12 protein-coding genes are annotated in these 14,873 nt (G+C 71.4%); 6 read left to right on the top strand and 6 right to left on the bottom strand.

Going from position 1 to position 14,873, the window contains the following annotated elements; genetic code table 11:
• Positions 1-138: 138 nt before the first annotated feature.
• Positions 139-576 (top strand): hypothetical protein, encoded by a 438-nt coding sequence (locus ACFRFC_RS18870; RefSeq protein ID WP_382688213.1) that lies wholly within the window; start codon positions 139-141, stop codon positions 574-576.
• A 467-nt stretch (positions 577-1,043) separates the two neighbouring features.
• On the opposite strand, the gene ACFRFC_RS18865 is transcribed toward ACFRFC_RS18870, so the two are convergent.
• From ACFRFC_RS18865 to ACFRFC_RS18855, 3 genes are read right to left on the bottom strand one after another with little or no spacing between them, the layout of a single operon-like run.
• On the bottom strand, positions 1,044-2,087 hold the full coding sequence (locus ACFRFC_RS18865; RefSeq protein WP_382688212.1) for a carbon-nitrogen hydrolase family protein: 1,044 nt from the start codon (positions 2,085-2,087) through the stop codon (positions 1,044-1,046).
• Positions 2,084-4,573 carry an FAD-dependent monooxygenase gene (locus tag ACFRFC_RS18860; RefSeq protein ID WP_382688210.1) on the bottom strand — a complete coding sequence of 830 codons (2,490 nt, stop codon included), beginning with the start codon at positions 4,571-4,573 and terminating at the stop codon, positions 2,084-2,086. Before ACFRFC_RS18860 ends, ACFRFC_RS18865 begins: the two co-directional genes overlap by 4 nt.
• A complete protein-coding gene (locus tag ACFRFC_RS18855) occupies positions 4,573-5,073 on the bottom strand; it encodes an acyl-CoA thioesterase (protein ID WP_383112630.1) in 501 nt (166 codons plus the stop codon). The genes ACFRFC_RS18860 and ACFRFC_RS18855 overlap by 1 nt, the downstream gene beginning before the upstream one ends.
• A gap of 92 nt (positions 5,074-5,165) precedes the next feature.
• Between ACFRFC_RS18855 and ACFRFC_RS18850 the strand changes: the two genes are divergently transcribed.
• From ACFRFC_RS18850 to ACFRFC_RS18830, 5 genes are all read left to right on the top strand, one after another.
• Positions 5,166-6,272, top strand: a complete 1,107-nt coding sequence (locus ACFRFC_RS18850; RefSeq protein WP_382688204.1) for a cupin domain-containing protein — start codon at positions 5,166-5,168, stop codon at positions 6,270-6,272.
• 27 nt (positions 6,273-6,299) lie between these two features.
• Positions 6,300-7,196: a fumarylacetoacetate hydrolase family protein gene (locus ACFRFC_RS18845; protein ID WP_382688201.1), complete on the top strand. Its 897-nt coding sequence runs from the start codon at positions 6,300-6,302 to the stop codon at positions 7,194-7,196.
• A complete protein-coding gene (locus ACFRFC_RS18840; RefSeq protein ID WP_382688198.1) occupies positions 7,193-7,954 on the top strand; it encodes an Asp/Glu racemase in 762 nt (253 codons plus the stop codon). The genes ACFRFC_RS18845 and ACFRFC_RS18840 overlap by 4 nt, the downstream gene beginning before the upstream one ends.
• A gap of 105 nt (positions 7,955-8,059) precedes the next feature.
• Positions 8,060-9,799 (top strand): AMP-binding protein, encoded by a 1,740-nt coding sequence (locus ACFRFC_RS18835; protein WP_382688195.1) that lies wholly within the window; start codon positions 8,060-8,062, stop codon positions 9,797-9,799.
• A gap of 102 nt (positions 9,800-9,901) precedes the next feature.
• Entirely contained in the window at positions 9,902-10,780 is an 879-nt protein-coding gene (locus ACFRFC_RS18830) for a PaaX family transcriptional regulator C-terminal domain-containing protein (RefSeq protein ID WP_382688369.1), read from the top strand.
• A gap of 285 nt (positions 10,781-11,065) precedes the next feature.
• Here the strand turns inward: ACFRFC_RS18830 and ACFRFC_RS18825 are convergent, their stop codons facing one another.
• The 3 genes from ACFRFC_RS18825 to ACFRFC_RS18815 all read right to left on the bottom strand — a co-directional run bounded on the left by ACFRFC_RS18825 (position 11,066) and on the right by ACFRFC_RS18815 (position 14,872).
• A complete protein-coding gene (locus tag ACFRFC_RS18825) occupies positions 11,066-12,706 on the bottom strand; it encodes a thiamine pyrophosphate-binding protein (protein ID WP_382688192.1) in 1,641 nt (546 codons plus the stop codon).
• A complete protein-coding gene (locus tag ACFRFC_RS18820) occupies positions 12,703-13,488 on the bottom strand; it encodes a cyclase family protein (protein WP_382688189.1) in 786 nt (261 codons plus the stop codon). The genes ACFRFC_RS18825 and ACFRFC_RS18820 overlap by 4 nt, the downstream gene beginning before the upstream one ends.
• A gap of 253 nt (positions 13,489-13,741) precedes the next feature.
• Positions 13,742-14,872 carry an aminotransferase class V-fold PLP-dependent enzyme gene (locus ACFRFC_RS18815; protein ID WP_382688187.1) on the bottom strand — a complete coding sequence of 377 codons (1,131 nt, stop codon included), beginning with the start codon at positions 14,870-14,872 and terminating at the stop codon, positions 13,742-13,744.
• Position 14,873 lies beyond the last annotated feature (1 nt).

Raw genomic sequence — 14,873 nt, 5'->3', positions numbered from 1 at the left:
GCAAGGTGCTCGCGCTCCACCAGGCCGTTGAGCGTGGCGAGTCGGGCCGCTGGCCGCCGACCCGGGTCCGTCAGCGACGGCCCAAGCCCTCCCTCGGCTCTCTTGCGATCACCACAACTCATTGCTCACTCTGCGCCTATGAGCATCTACGACGACATTGCCGCGATCATGCACCCCCCGCCGAAGCTCGGCGAGGTCCCGGAGGACGTCCACCTCGACGCCGTCGATGACACCCACGCCGCCCGAGCGGAACTCGCGCGCAGCCTGGAAAACTCCTCGAACTCCGACTCGAAGGCCGGCGACCCGCTCCTGTGGCTCCTGCGCACCGCGCACTACCGCAGGCAGAAGGCCGAGCGGGAAATCCGCCACCTGGTCGCCTACGCACGGGAGTTCACCCGCCCCGGCCTCTACACTCCGTCCGATCTGGCCGGCGCCTTCGGGACGTCGGTCTCAGGGGTCAGCACCGTCTACGGACCCGACGACGTCGCCGCCGTCGAGCAGGCGACCGGCGGCACGCCGCACGAGGGGCGGGCAGCCGATCGCGGGCGGCCGGCGGAGGCCGAGAGCGGAGCATGACCGCGCTCCGGTCGACACCCTCGCACGGATCCCGGTACCCCAGGCAGCGGGAACTGGTGACCGTCAGCCGCGAGCGGTGATCCCCCGGCGCTGGTCAGGTGGTCGAGTGCGCTGTCGATGTCGACGGTGACCAGTTGGTCCCGGGAGGTGGAGGTGGTCACTCTGAACACCCTTCACGAGGCTGGTGCCGAGGCCGCCCGTGGCGGTGAGGTCGCCGCGGACAGGACCGGGTGCCGTGGGTGGTCGGCGGGCCCGGACATCGAGGTCGACGAAGGCGACGAAACCGATCCCGCTGAGTTCGCCGGCCTGCTCGGCGGCGCTCCGCATCTCCGGCGCCTTCGGGCGCGCGACTCGTGTGCCGGGCCCCGTGATCGGGTTGCCTCACCGCGCCGCCGAGGCTGCCGTGAGGGTGTCGGTGACGAGTTCCACATGGCGTCGGCGCCGACGCCGTACGGCCCCGCGCCCGGTCAGGGGTGGGCCGGGCCCTCCGTGGGGTCGGGGGTGCTCCGCCAGGGGCCGATGGCCGGGGGGCCGGCGGGGGGCGGGGGGCCTTCGAAGATCACCGGTTCCAGTGGGGTGGTGTTGTGGTGCAGCTGGAAGACGTCGAACCGGTTGTACCCCCCGACGATGTCGTGCATCTGCTTGGGCTGGATACAGCGGGCGAGATCGATCTCGGCGTAAACGATGCCCTCCTCGTCGATGAGGGACTCCACGACGGGGTTCCCGTCCGGGCCGAAGACGCCGGACAGGGCGCTGCGCGGACGGCGCATCAGGTCGGCGACCTGGTCGTCGTGCTGTGCGGCGATGTCGACCATGTCGTCGGTGATCGTCGAGCAGGCGACCACGGAGAACAGCTTGCCCTCGAAGGCGTGGGCGGCACTGCGGATGGCGATCGCCTGGGTCATGTCGTAGTCGGCCGGGGCGACGGGGAGGGCGATGTAGTTCGCCACATGGACGAGTTCGCCCTGGGCGAGCAGGGAGAAGCGGGCGAGGGTGTTGGTGTTCTCGCCGCAGGCGAGGGCGCCGAGCGGGCCGACGGCGGTGTCGAGCACCCGCACGGTGCTGCCGTCACCCTGTCCCCAGGACAGCTTCTCGGGCCAGGTCGGGACGAGTTTGCGGTGGACGTTGAGGACCGAGCCGTCGGGGCCGAGGGTGACGACGCTGTTGTAGAGCAGGCCGGCGCTGCGCGGGCTGCGTTCGCTGACGCCGATGACCACGGTGGTGCCGGTGGCCGCGGCGGCTGCGCGCAGTGTGTCCAGATGGGGGCCGGGGATGTCGATGGAGGCGTGGTAGAGCCGTTCGAACAGGGGTGAGCCCTGTACCGGGCTCATGGTCCAGTTCCAGTACGGGTAGCCGGGGATGAAGACCTCGGGGAAGGCGATCAGGGAAGCACCGTGGCCGGCGGCCTCGTGGATGAGCGAGGCCGCCTTGGCCGCGGTTCGCGCCGGGTCGAGGTAGACGGGGGCCGCCTGGACCGCGGCGGCGGTGAAGCGCGGGAAGGTGTGCGTCACAGCGGCCTGCTTCCGGCGGCGGACACCTCGGGGGTGGCCTGTGCCCATCGGCGGTGTACGGGTTCGGGGTCGGGGACGCGGAGGGTCAGCAGGGGCCGTGCCCGGCCGCCGGACGCGGGCCTGACCCGGCCCGCCGCGTGGATGGCCGGCCAGTGGGCGCCGGGGCCGGTGTACTCCAGATCGGCGGCGGCGTGCAGGGCCCAGGACGGATCGTGCAGGAAGGCGCGGCCGATGCCGACGAGGTCGGCACGGCCTGCCAGGACGATCGAGTTGGCGTCGTCGTAGGTGGATATGCCGCCGACCGCGCAGGTGGGAATGCCGGTCCGGGCGCGGACGCGTTCGGCGAAGGGGGTCTGGTAGGAGCGCCCGTGGGCGGGCCGCTCATGGGCGACGACCTCGCCGCTGGAGACGTCGATGAGATCGGCGCCGTGTGCGCCGAAGGCGGCCGCGATGTGTACCGCGTCGTCCGGGGTGGTGCCGCCTTCGGCCCAGTCGACGGCGGAGATCCGGACCAGCAGGGGTTTGGTGGCGGGCCAGGCCCGCCGCACGGCGTCGATGACCATGAGGGGGAAGCGCAGCCGGCCGTCCAGGTCACCCCCGTAGGCGTCCGGGCGCTGATTGGTGAGGGGGGACAGGAACGCGGACAGGAGACAGCCGTGTCCGGCCTGGAGTTCCAGGACGTCGAATCCGGCCTCGTCCGCGCGCGCCGCGGCGGCGGCGAACTCCTCGGCCGTGATGTGCAGTTCGGCATCGGTGGCCTGCCGGGGGGCGGGATGACCGCCGTACGCCAGGGGTGAGGGCCCGATCGTCTCCCAGCCGCCCAGGGCGGCGGTGAGCGGGGAACCGAGGGTGCCGCGGTGCGGGACCGTGGTGGAGCCCTTGGGCCCGGAGTGGTTGAGCTGGACTCCGATCAGGGCGCCGCTGTGGGTGTGGACCGCGTCCGTGATCCGGCGCCAGGCCACCGTGTGCGCGCTGTCGTAGAGGCCGGGACAGGCCGGGGTGACACGGCCCCGGGCGCTGACGGCGGTCATGCCGGTGAGGACCAGACCGGCGCCGCCGAGCGCCTTGCCCGACAGATGGAGCAGTTCGGCGCTGCCGGGCACACCGTCCCGGGCGGCGTGGAGTGCGACCGGCGCGGCGACCACGCGGTTGCGCAGCCGGAGTCCGGCGAGGTCGAAGGGCTGGAACAGCGGGGGCGGCACGGGTCTGGTGGCGGGGGCGGCCGATGGACCGGCGCTCCCGTGCCGGTCGAGGTGCCCGCCTAGGTGCCCGTCGAGGTGCCGGTCCAGGTGCCCGCCTAGGTGCCGGTCCAGGTGCCCGTCCAGGTGCCGCTCGAACCACGAGTCCAGGCCGGACATGTAGGCGGGGTCGCGCAGCCGGAGGTTGTCGTGGGTGACGCGGCGGCTGCGGGTGAGCAGGTTGAAGGCGAACTGCTCCGGCTCCTGGCCGATGGGGAGATCGATGCTCTCGAACCACTCCAGGCTGGCCTGTGCGGCGCGCTGGGTGGATTCCACGACCGGCCTGCGGGCGCTCTCGTACTCCTCCAGCGCCCCGGCGAGGTCGCCGGGGCGGGCCTCGATGGCCGCGGCCAGGGCGAGGGAGTCCTCCATGGCGAGTTTGGTGCCGGAGCCGATCGAGAAGTGGGCGGTGTGCGCGGCGTCGCCGAGGAGGACGATGTTGCCGTGCCGCCAGGTGGCGTTACGGACGGTGGAGAACCGCAGCCACTTGGAGTTATTGGTGACGAGCGAGGATCCGCCGAGGAAACCCGCGAGCATCTCGGCGCAGCGGGCGACGCTGTCCTCGTCGCTGACACCGGGCGGGTGGGCGCGGGCCGCGAGTTCGGCGAAGCCGGCCCGTCGCCAGGTCCGCTCGTTCATCTCGACGATGAAGGTGGAGCGTTCGGCGCTGAACGGGTAGGCGTGCACCTGGACGGGGCCGTACGGGGTCTCCTCGACGATGAAGGTGAACGCTTCGAAGACCCGGTCGGTGGCGAGCCACATGTACCGGCTGCTGCGTCCGTCGAGCGACGGTCCGAAGACATCGGCGTGCTCGGCGCGGGTGGCCGAGTTGACGCCGTCCGCGGCGACGACCAGGTCGTACTCGGCGGCCAGTTCGGCGGCCGCGGGGGCGACGGTGGCGAAGCGGACGTCCACCCCGAGTGCGGCGCAGCGGTCCTGGAGGATCTCCAGCAGCCGTTTGCGGGAGATGGCGGCGAAGCCGTGGCCGCCGGAGGTCTGCACGGTGCCCCGGTAGTGGATGTCGATGTCGCTCCACCGGGCGAAGTCGCCCTCCAGGGCCGCGAAGACGGCGGGGTCGGCGTCCCGGATGCCGTCCAGGGTCTCGTCGGAGAAGACGACGCCGAAGCCGAAGGTGTCGGCCGCCGTATTGCGTTCCCAGACGGTGATCTCGCGGGTGGGGTCGAGTTGCTTGGCCAGGGCGGCGAAGTAGAGGCCACCGGGGCCACCGCCGGTGATCGCGATGCGCATCACGACACCTCCAGGGCTGAATCGGGGGTGGCGGGGCGTGCGACCCGGGCGAATGCCGTGCGCACGCTCTCGGGCCAGGGAGTGGCCGAGGCGGCGTCGGGGGCCGCGTGGGCGATGACGACACGGCCGCGGGCGGCGGGGCCGGTCGGGCCGTGGACCTCGAAGCCGTAGGTCAGTGAGGTGCGGCCGAGTGCGGCGGCCCAGAGCCGGATCCGTACCGTCTCGCCGTGCCAGAGGCGTCCGAGATAGTCGATCTCGTGCCGCACCCGGGGGGCGCGGCCCCACATCCACGCCAGGTCGTGGCGGCGGAGCAGTTCCGCCTCGGCCGCCTCGGCCCAGCGGATGACCGCGGTGTTGTGCTGGTGGCCCGAGGCATCGGTGTCGGACCACTCCACGCGCCGTTCGACCGTGGCGTGGAGCGCCGGGCCACCCGGATCGCCGTGCTCGGGCGGGGCACCTGGCGCTGGGTTCCGGCCGGGTGCGGATTTCGGATCTGTCATCACTGTCCCTCCAGACCGCTTGACATCCAGAAAACTATGGCGTGACGATGACTGCCGTCAAGACAACGCTATATCGGAGGGCGGAAGCCGCCATGACGAACAGCGACGACATGCTCGGCAGGGCCCGGGTCCGCGACAGCGAGGAACTGCTGGCCTACTACGACAAGCTGGAGAAGCTCGAAGCGGGCGCGCTGTGGACCATCGCGAACAAGATCGAGCCCTGGTACCCCCAGCCCCGGTCCCAGGCCATGAAATGGAGCTACCAGGAGCTTCGGCCGCTGGTGCTGGAGGCCCTGAAGCTGGTCAGCGGCGACGACGCCGGACGGCGCGTCGTGGCGCTGTACAACCCGCAGCGACGGGACATCGCCGCCACCGTCGGTCTTCTCTACACCGGTCTGCAGATCATGGGCCCGGGAGAGTCGATGACCGCCCATCGCCACCAGGCCGCCGCCCTGCGCTTCGTGCACGAGGGCACCGGCGCCTGGACGATCGTGGACGGACAGAAACTCAAGGTCGGCCCCGGCGACTTCGCCATCACACCGAACTGGACCTGGCACGAGCACGGCAACGAGGGTGAGGACGGACCGGTCATCTGGCAGGACGGCCTGGACATCCCGCTGGTCAACGCATTGGACGCCCCGTTCTACGAGGTCCACCCCGACGTGTACCAGAAGCAGCAGGGCGTCACCAACTCCTCGCTGCTGACCTATGGCGCCGGCCAGTTGAGGCCCTTCGGCGACACCTGGTCGAAGAACCACTCACCGCTGCTCGCCTACCCGTGGGAACCCACCTACGAGGCACTGCTGAACGCCGCGAAGTCCACCGACGGCTCGCCGTACGACGGCATCATCATGGAGTACAGCAATCCGCTCAGCGGCGGATCCGTGATGCCCACGATGAGCGCGCACATGCAGCTGCTGCGGGCGGGCGAGGCCACCCGGGCACACCGCCAGGTCGGGTCGAAGATCTACACCGTCGCCAAGGGCAGCGGCAGTTCGGTCATCGGCGGACGGCGCTTCGAGTGGACCAAGGGCGACATCTTCTGCGTCCCGTCCTGGGCCTGGCACGAGCACGCGAACGCCAGCGCCTCCGACGACGCCTGTCTGTTCTCATTCAACGACTTCCCCGTCATGCGCTCGCTCGGCTTCTTCCGCGAAGAGGTCTGGACGGACGACGACGGCCACCAGACCCTCGCCTGACCACCCCCTCGTCTGGAGTCCCCTCCCATGCTGCTCGTCACCTTTTCCGCCGCCGCCGGACGCCGACGGCTCGGCGTCCGGACCGACGCCGGAGTCATCGATGTCGCCGCCCTCGCCGAGACACGGCAAGCCCCGGTGCCCGCCACCCTCCTCGATGTGGTGCGCTCGGGGCCGGACGCCGTCCACGCCATCGCCTCCCTGGTCCAGGGGGAACCGCCCGCGCGGATGACGCTTCCCCTCACCGATGTCACGATCCACGCCCCGCTGCGGCCGGGCAAGATCGTCGGAGTGGGGCTCAACTACACCGAGCACGTCGCCGAGTCGGCCCGGACGCTGGACACCGCCAGAGAGCTTCCGCAGCGCCCGGTGCTGTTCAGCAAGCCGTCGACCGCGGTCATCGGGCCGGACGAACCGATCCTGCACAACGCCACCCTCACCGAGCAGCTCGACTGGGAGGTCGAACTCGCGGTGGTGATCGGCCGCACAGCACGCCGGGTCTCCCGGGCCGCCGCCCTGGACCATGTCTTCGGCTACAGCATCGTCAACGACATCAGCGCCCGCGACCAGCGCCGCTCCGGCCAGTGGTTCTTCTCCAAGGGGCAGGACTCCTACGCGCCGCTCGGACCCGCCGTCATCACCGCCGACGCCGTGCCCGACCCGCAACGGCTCGATCTGTCCCTGCGCGTCAACGGCGAGGTCAAGCAGAAGTCGAACACGCGGTACATGCTCTTCGACATCCGGCAGCTGATCGCCGACATCACCTCCGGCATGACGCTGGAGCCCGGCGATGTCATCGCCACCGGCTCCCCCGCCGGGGTGGGGGCCGGCTTCACCCCCCAGCAGTTCCTGCGCCCCGGAGATGTGGTCGAGGCCACCGTCGAAGGCATCGGCACCCTGCGCAATCCCGTGGTGGATGCCCAATGACCAGGAACTTCCGCATCGGCCAGATCGTGCCGAGTTCGAACGTCACCATGGAGACGGAGATCCCCGCGCTCTTCCGCGCCCGGGAGGGGATCGCCCCGGAACGCTTCACGTTCCACTCCAGCCGCATGCGGATGAAGAACGTCCGCAAGGAGGAGCTGGCGGCCATGGACGCCGACTCCACCCGGTGCGCCGCCGAACTGTCCGACGCCCGGGTCGATGTCCTCGGCTACGCGTGCCTGGTCGCCATCATGAGCATGGGCCGCGGCTACCACGAGGTCTCGGAGAAGAAGCTCGCCGCCGTGACCGCCGGCAACGGGGCCCCGGCCCCGGTCGTCACCAGCGCCGGCGCGCTGGTGAAGGCGCTCGACATCATCGGCGCCAAGAAGATCGCGGTGGTGTGCCCGTATCTCAAACCGCTCACCGACACCGTCGTGGACTACATTCGGTACGAGGGTGTCGAGGTCGGGGACCACACCGCGCTGGAGATCCCGGACAATCTCCAGGTCGCCGCGCACGACCCGAAGAAGCTCATCCCCATCGCGGCCGGACTCGACCACAGCGACGCCGACGCGATCGTCCTGTCGGCCTGTGTGCAGATGCCGTCCCTGGAGTCCATCGAGCCGGCGGAGCGGGAGTTCGGCAAGCCCGTGCTGTCGGCGTCGATCGCCACCGCGCACCAGATGATGCGCGCTCTTGGTCTTCCCGCAGTGGCTCCCGGTGCGGGGACCCTGCTGTCCGGGGCCTACGCCGAGGCGTAGCGGCCCTCCCGGCCGGACCGCCCGCGCACCGCTCCCCGGGGCAAAGGGCGGTACCGGCACCCTCACCTTCCAGCACGCAGGACACTCCGGAAAGGAGTTCCGCCGATGCGGCTGTCACCATCCGCCCATACCGACACCTTCTGCCGGGACCGGCTGCCCCCGATGCACCAGTGGCCCGAATTCGTCTTCGACCTCCCCGAGCTGCACTACCCCGAGCGCCTGAACTGCGCCGAGGAACTGCTCGAAGGCGCCATCCGCGCACACGGACCGGACCGGCCGTGTCTGCTCACCGGGACCGACATGTGGACCTACGGCGACCTGGCACGCCGCAGCAACCGGATCGCGCGCGTGCTCACCGAGGACTGGGGAGTCGTGCCCGGGAACCGGGTACTCCTGCGCGGGCCCAATAACCCCTGGCTGGTGGCGGCCTGGTTCGCCGTGGTCAAGGCGGGCGCCGTCGCGGTGACCACCATGCCACTGCTGCGGGCCCGGGAGATCGGCGAACTGATCGAGCAGACCCGGCCCTGTCTGATCATCACGGACCACCGCTTCGACGCCGACCTCACCGCTCTGCCCGGCGCCCCGCCCCGGATGGTCTACGGCTCCGACGGCCCCGCCGACCTGATCCAGCGGGCCGCGCTCAAGGACGACCGATTCGAGGCCGTCGAAACCGCCGCCGACGACGTGGTCATCCTCGCCCCGACCTCCGGGACCACGGGCCGGGCGAAGGCCACCATGCACTTCCACCGCGATGTGCTGGCCAACGCCGATACGTTCGCCCGGCACATCCTCAAGCCCACCGCGGACGACGTGTTCACCGGCACACCACCGATCGGCTTCACCTTCGGCCTCGGCGGGCTGGTCGTCTTCCCCCTGAGATTCGGCGCCTCCACGCTCCTGCTGGAGCGCGCCGCACCGGAACAGCTCGCCGACGCCGTCCAGAGACAGCGGGCGACCGTGCTGTTCACCGCGCCGACCGCGTACAAGGCCATGCTCGCGGCGGGCAAGGCCGCCGAGCTGAAGGGGCTGCGCAGGTGCGTCTCCGCCGGGGAGCACCTGCCGGCGTCCACCTGGGAGTCCTTCCACCGGGCCACCGGACTGAAGATCATCAATGGCATAGGCGGCACCGAGCTGCTCCATATCTATCTGTCGGCCGCCGACGACGACATCAGACCCGGTGCCACGGGCAGGGCCGTGCCGGGATTCCGGGTGACGCTCCTCGATGACCAGGGCGGGCCCGTGGCGGACAACACCCCGGGCCGACTCGCCGTCAAGGGGCCGACCGGCTGCCGCTATCTCGCGGACCCGCGGCAGACCTCGTACGTCCAGGGCGGCTGGAACATCACGGGTGACACCTATGTCCGCGACGAGCACGGCTACTTCTGGTATCAGTCCCGCAACGACGACATGATCATCTCTTCCGGGTACAACATCGCCGGGCAGGAGGTGGAGCAGGCCCTGCTGGACCACCCGGACGTCATCGAGACCGCGGTGGTCGCGGCGCCGGATCCCGAGCGGGGATCGGTCGTGCACGCCTTCGTCGTACTGCGCCCGGGCATCACCGGGGACACGGACAAGGCCGGCGAGCTCCAGACCCATGTGAAGCGGTCGATCGCCCCGTACAAATACCCGCGGACCGTCGAGTTCGTTCCCGAACTGCCGAAGACGCCGAGCGGTAAGATCCAGCGCTTCAGACTCCGGGAACGCACCGGCGACCGCGCTCCGGCCGCCGGGCTTTCTACGGGGCCCGCCACGGCCGCGGGCGCTCCTTACCCGGGTCCGCGCGGAGCGGCGGCCCCGCGGGCGGGCGGCGCCCGGCACAAAGGGGAGGCAACGGGCCCCTGACCAGCCGGTGACCAGCACTCCAGCCTTCCCCGGTCAGCGCGGGAGGAGGCTGCCGACGACAGCCGGTGTCAATCCCCGCATTGGTAAGGTCCCGCTGTGACGATCGCCCGGAGCGAAGCCGCCGACACCGACGCCTACACCAGGGCCGCGCAGCCGCGACAGCTCATCGTGACCGTGTACGGCCTCTACGCCCGCGAGGAAGGCGGCTGGCTCTCGGTCGCCGCCCTCGTCGAACTCCTCGGCGACCTGGGGGTCGACGAGCCCGCGCTGCGGTCGTCCATCTCGCGGCTGAAGCGGCGCGGCGTCCTGGAGGCCGAGCGCCGGGACGTCGCCGGCTACCGGCTCTCCGCCGAGGGGCTCGCCATCCTGAGCGAGGGCGACCACCGGATCTTCGAACGGCAGCGCGCGACCCTGGCGGACGGCTGGCTCCTGGCCGTGTTCTCCGTCCCGGAGAACGAGCGCAGCAAGCGCCACCAGCTCCGGTCACGGCTGAGCCAGCTCGGGTTCGGCACCGCCGCGCCCGGGGTGTGGATAGCTCCCGCGCATCTGCACGACACCACGGCGAAGACGCTGCGCGGACTCGGACTCGACGAGTACGCGGAGCTGTTCCGCGCCGACCACCTCGCCTTCGGCGATCTGCACACCAAGGTGCGGCAGTGGTGGGACCTCGACGGCCTCGAAACCCTCTACGCCGCCTTCCTCGCCGAGCACACCCCGGCGCTGGAGCGCTGGAGCGGCGTACCGGCCACCGACGGACCCGGCGAACCCGGCGGACTCGGCGCGTTCACCGACTACGTCCGGCTCCTGACGGACTGGCGGCGGCTGCCCTACCTCGACCCCGGGCTGCCCGAGGCCCTGCTCCCGCAGGACTGGCACGGGGTCCGCGCGGCGGAGCTGTTCTTCACCCTCAAGGAGCGTCTGGAGGACACCGCGCGGACGCATGTGGAGAACATCCTCGCCCGTCGGCGCACCGACGGCTGACGCACGCCGTCGCGGGAAGGAACGACCGGCCCCGCATTCGCACGGCCCGGCCCGGACCACCTCGGCGCCGACCTGACTGGTGCAGCGGAGCAGTCGGTAGCGGCGATGCAGGTCGTCGGAAGAAGTGCAGCCCCACCACACCCAGCCCCACCACGCCCCGCCCCACCCACACCCTGTTCCGGCACACCCTGTTCCGGCACACCCGCTGTGGGCGAGCCGCGGCGGGGCGGCCGCCACCCGCACCATCCGGGTTCCCCCCGTCCCGCGCGGGCGGGACAGCTCTCGTCAGTCGCCGTGGAATGCCTCCTCCAGCCACCATGCGCCGTGGTCGCTGACCACTTTGGCGTCCACCAGCATGGGGGCCGACCGCGGGCCCGCCACCCAGGCGGTGACCGCGTCGAGGTCGCCCCGGGATCGTACGGTCACGGCGTCGAAGCCGTAGCCGCGCGCGACGGCGGCGAGGTCGGTGGGCGGGAAGCGGACCGTGTCCAGCGCGTGGCCCTCGGGTCCGAAGTGGTGCACCTCGGCGCCATAGGCGTCGTCGTTGTACACGACGATCAGCATGGGCAGTCCGAGGCGCCGGACCGTGTCCAGTTCGGCGGCGCCCATCAGCGCGCCGCCGTCGCCGAGCGCGGCCACGGGCAGCCGGTCGGGCCGCGCGAGCGCCGCGCCGATCGCGGTGGCCAGCCCCAGGCCGATCGACTGGAATGCCTGGGTGAAGCAGAACCCGTTCTCGTCGGGTACCGAGAGGTACATGCTCGGATAGCCCATGAAGTTGCCGGAGTCGACGGCGAGCACGCGCTGCGCGGGGATGATGTCGTCGAGCGCGATGCTCAGCGTTCGCGGATCGATCCGCCGGTCCGTGCTCATGTCGTCGTACGGCACATCGCGCCAGCGCAGCCGGGTGGCGAGGCGGGCCGCGATCTCCGGCGAGCGGTACCCGGGCCGCGCTTCACCGGCCAGGTCGAGCACCCGGCGTGCGGTCAGCTCCACATCGCCGGTGACGCCGAGCGATACCGGCCGGTGTCCTCCCAGTGCGGATGGCTCGTCGTCGACCTGGACCACCGTCGTGTCGGGGCCGATCAGCCGGCCGTGCCGCGTGGTCCACGACGTCAGCGAACACCCCCAGCTCACCAGGAGGTCCGCCCCGCGGATCAGTTCGGCCGCCGACGGCGAGGAGAAGCCACCGGAGACGTCCAGGGACCAGCGGTTGCCGTTGAACAACCCGCGTGCCACCGCGGAGGTCGCCAGCAGCGCGCCGTATCGCTCCCCCAGTCCCTCCAGTGCCGCACGGCATCCCGGGCCGCGCGCGCCGCGGCCCGCGACGAACACCGGCCGCCGCGCCTTCTCCAGCAGTCCCGCCAGGGCGGTCACCTCGGCGTCGTCGGGTACCGCCGGTGCCGGGCGCTCCGGCGGCGGGGCGGCGGGGGACGGGACGGGCGGTGCTTCGAGGGCGTGCAGCCCGAGCGGGATGTTGAGCAGGACCGTCCGCCGCTCGCGCAGGGCAAGGACGACGGCGGCCCGTGCCTCCTTTGCGGCGCGCGCCGCCGAGGAGATGCGCAGGGGCACCGCCCCCACCGAGCGTGCCAGTGCCTCCTGGTCGACGAAGAAGTTCGATCGCGCGTCGGTCACTTCGGCGGCCAGTACGAGCAGGGGCGTCCGGCTCTTCGCGGCCTCGGCGATCCCGGTCATCGCGTTGGTCAGCCCGGGGCCCTGATGCACGGACAGTGCTGCCACGGAACCGCTCGTCCGGGCGTAGGAGTCGGCCATCGTCGCCGCGCCGCCCTCGTGGCGTGCGGCGACGAACCGGGAACCGCCGGCCACCATGGCGTTGGTCAGGTGGAAGTTGCCGGAACCCACCACCCCGAACACCTGCTTCACGCCCGCCTCGGTCAGCGCCCGCCCTATGACTTCCACGACCCTCATGAGCGCTCCACGAGCGCGAGCACCCGAAGGGGTGCGCCCGATCCGCCGACGATGGGCAGCGGACCCGCGACGACGACCGCGCCGGTGGCCGGGAGGCGGGCGAGGTTGCTCAGCTGGGTGAGGCCGTACTTGCCGCTGCCCAGCAGGTACGAGTGACAGGGGAACGGGGGATCGAACCCGTGCGCCAGCCCGGCGTCGGTGCCGACTGTCTCCACCCCGAGGCCGATCACCGGGGACTCCTCGGCCACCCAGCGCGCGCACTCGGGCGACAGGCCCGGGGTGTGCGCACCGGCCTCGTCGGTGTTGAGGAAGCTCTCCTGCGAGCCGGACCGCGCGTCCCAGCCGGTGCGCAGCAGCAGCCACCCGCCGTCGGGCAGTGTCCCGTTCTCGGCCTCCCACGCGCGGATGTGGTCGACCTCGACGAGGAAGTCCGGGTTGTTGTCGGCGTCGGCGGAGAAGTCCAGCACGGCCGCGGGCGCCACCAGGTGGTGCAGCGGTATCGAGGCGACGTCGGCGAGGTCCTTTCCGGTCACCCAGTGGTTCGGTGCGTCGAAGTGGGTGCCGGTGTGCTCGCCGCTGCGGAAGTTGTTCCAGTAGAACGCGGGGCCACGGTGGTCGTACCGGCTGATCTCCTCCAGCTCGAACCGGGCGGTCTGGCCGTACTCGGCCGGCAGCTGGATCACCGGTGTGGACGCCGACAGCGGCGACGTCAGGTCGACCACCTCGATCGACCCGCTGTGCAGTGCTGACACCAGAGCACTGAGGATGGACGGCTCGGACATGGTTCCTCCGTAGGTTGTCTGGGTGGCCCGGGAGGGCCTGGTGTGGCCAACGGCCTACCCGGCCGACCGCGGGTGTCCGGCGATCCTGACCCTGGGCGACCGGCTGAATCGGCCTGCGCCGACGCCGTACACCTTGCTTCGGCGGCCGGGCTTCGCGATGTCCGCGCGGATCAGCATCATCCGTGAGGGCCCGAACCGGGACTTCCACCTCAAGAAGCGCGGCGAGGCCGTCGTCGTCCGGGGGCGACAGCGCTCATGCCTGCCTGCGGTAGTCAGTGATGGCGTGGAGCAGCCGGTCGATGTCGGCCGTGGTGTTGTAGTAGTGGAAGGCGACGCGCAGCAGCCGCCCGCGGGGCGCGGTGACGATCCGGTGGCCGCTCAGGTACGAGGCCAGTTCGCCCGGGTCGTCGTCGACCACCGCGACCTGCGGACCGGGCCGTGCGTCCGGCGCGGGCAGGCTCAGGCGCTCACCGGCTTCCAGCAGCCGGTCCCGTGCTTCGGTGACCAACTGCCCTACGTGCTCCCATCGCCGTGCCGCCGGTACCTGGCCGAGCACCTCGATGCCCGCGCGCGCCGCGTAGACCGCGGGGATGGCCGGGGTGCCGGACTCGAATCGCCGTGCCTCCTCGGGAACATCGAGTGCCTCGGGGTCGAAGGCGAACGGATCGACGCGGCCGAACCAGCCGGTCATCCGGGGCGGCCGTCTGTCGGCGACCCCTGACCGGGCGAACAGCGCCGCGATTCCCGGCAGTCCGAGAAGGTACTTGAGGGTTCCGGTGATCAGGTAGTCGCAGTCGAGTCGCCGCACGTCGACGGGGAGCACGCCCACGCACTGGTAGGCGTCGACCAGGACCCGCGCCCCGACCGCGCGGGCGTGGCGGGCGATCTCGTTCACCGGCTGAATCGATCCGTCGGTGTAGAGCGCGAGCGGCACGGACACCAGGCGGGTCCGGCCGTCGATCCGTGCCCGGTACGCCTCCACCACGCCCATCGTCCGCATCGACTCGCCGGTGACCCACCGCACCTCGGCCTCCGACGCGGCCTGGAGTACCTGTCCGACGCTCGGGAACTCCGCGGCCATCGAGACCACGGCATCGTCCGCGCCGAGATCCTGCGCGCTGATCACCTGGAAGGCGGCGTGTGTCGCCGACGGCACCAGCGCGATCTCTCCCGGGGTGGCGTCGAGGAAACCGGCGAACTGCTCGCGCAGCCGCTCCACCTCGGCCATCCACCTCGCCCAGGGAGCGCCGTCCGCGCGCAGGGAGTAGGCCAGTTCCGCCATCGCGGACGTCACCCGGTGCGCGATGGCACCCTGGCTGCAGGACGCCAGGTGCGTCGTGTCGGCCAGGCTGGGGAACTGCGCTCGAAACGTGTCCGGATTCATG

The sequence above is a fragment of the Streptomyces sp. NPDC056734 genome (assembly GCF_042790455.1).
Taxonomy (GTDB): domain Bacteria; phylum Actinomycetota; class Actinomycetes; order Streptomycetales; family Streptomycetaceae; genus Streptomyces.
Note: the sequence above shows the minus strand (reverse complement) of the source record. Positions and strands in the feature narration are given on the sequence as shown.

Coding starts and splice junctions, on each gene's coding strand:
- ACFRFC_RS18855 (WP_383112630.1), bottom strand. CDS start 5,073: ATGACAGATCCGAAATCCGCACCCGGCCGGAACCCAGCGCCAGGTGCC.
- ACFRFC_RS18815 (WP_382688187.1), bottom strand. CDS start 14,872: ATGAATCCGGACACGTTTCGAGCGCAGTTCCCCAGCCTGGCCGACACG.
- ACFRFC_RS18820 (WP_382688189.1), bottom strand. CDS start 13,488: ATGTCCGAGCCGTCCATCCTCAGTGCTCTGGTGTCAGCACTGCACAGC.
- ACFRFC_RS18840 (WP_382688198.1), top strand. CDS start 7,193: ATGACCAGGAACTTCCGCATCGGCCAGATCGTGCCGAGTTCGAACGTC.
- ACFRFC_RS18825 (WP_382688192.1), bottom strand. CDS start 12,706: ATGAGGGTCGTGGAAGTCATAGGGCGGGCGCTGACCGAGGCGGGCGTG.
- ACFRFC_RS18860 (WP_382688210.1), bottom strand. CDS start 4,573: ATGCGCATCGCGATCACCGGCGGTGGCCCCGGTGGCCTCTACTTCGCC.
- ACFRFC_RS18850 (WP_382688204.1), top strand. CDS start 5,166: ATGACGAACAGCGACGACATGCTCGGCAGGGCCCGGGTCCGCGACAGC.
- ACFRFC_RS18835 (WP_382688195.1), top strand. CDS start 8,060: ATGCGGCTGTCACCATCCGCCCATACCGACACCTTCTGCCGGGACCGG.
- ACFRFC_RS18870 (WP_382688213.1), top strand. CDS start 139: ATGAGCATCTACGACGACATTGCCGCGATCATGCACCCCCCGCCGAAG.
- ACFRFC_RS18845 (WP_382688201.1), top strand. CDS start 6,300: ATGCTGCTCGTCACCTTTTCCGCCGCCGCCGGACGCCGACGGCTCGGC.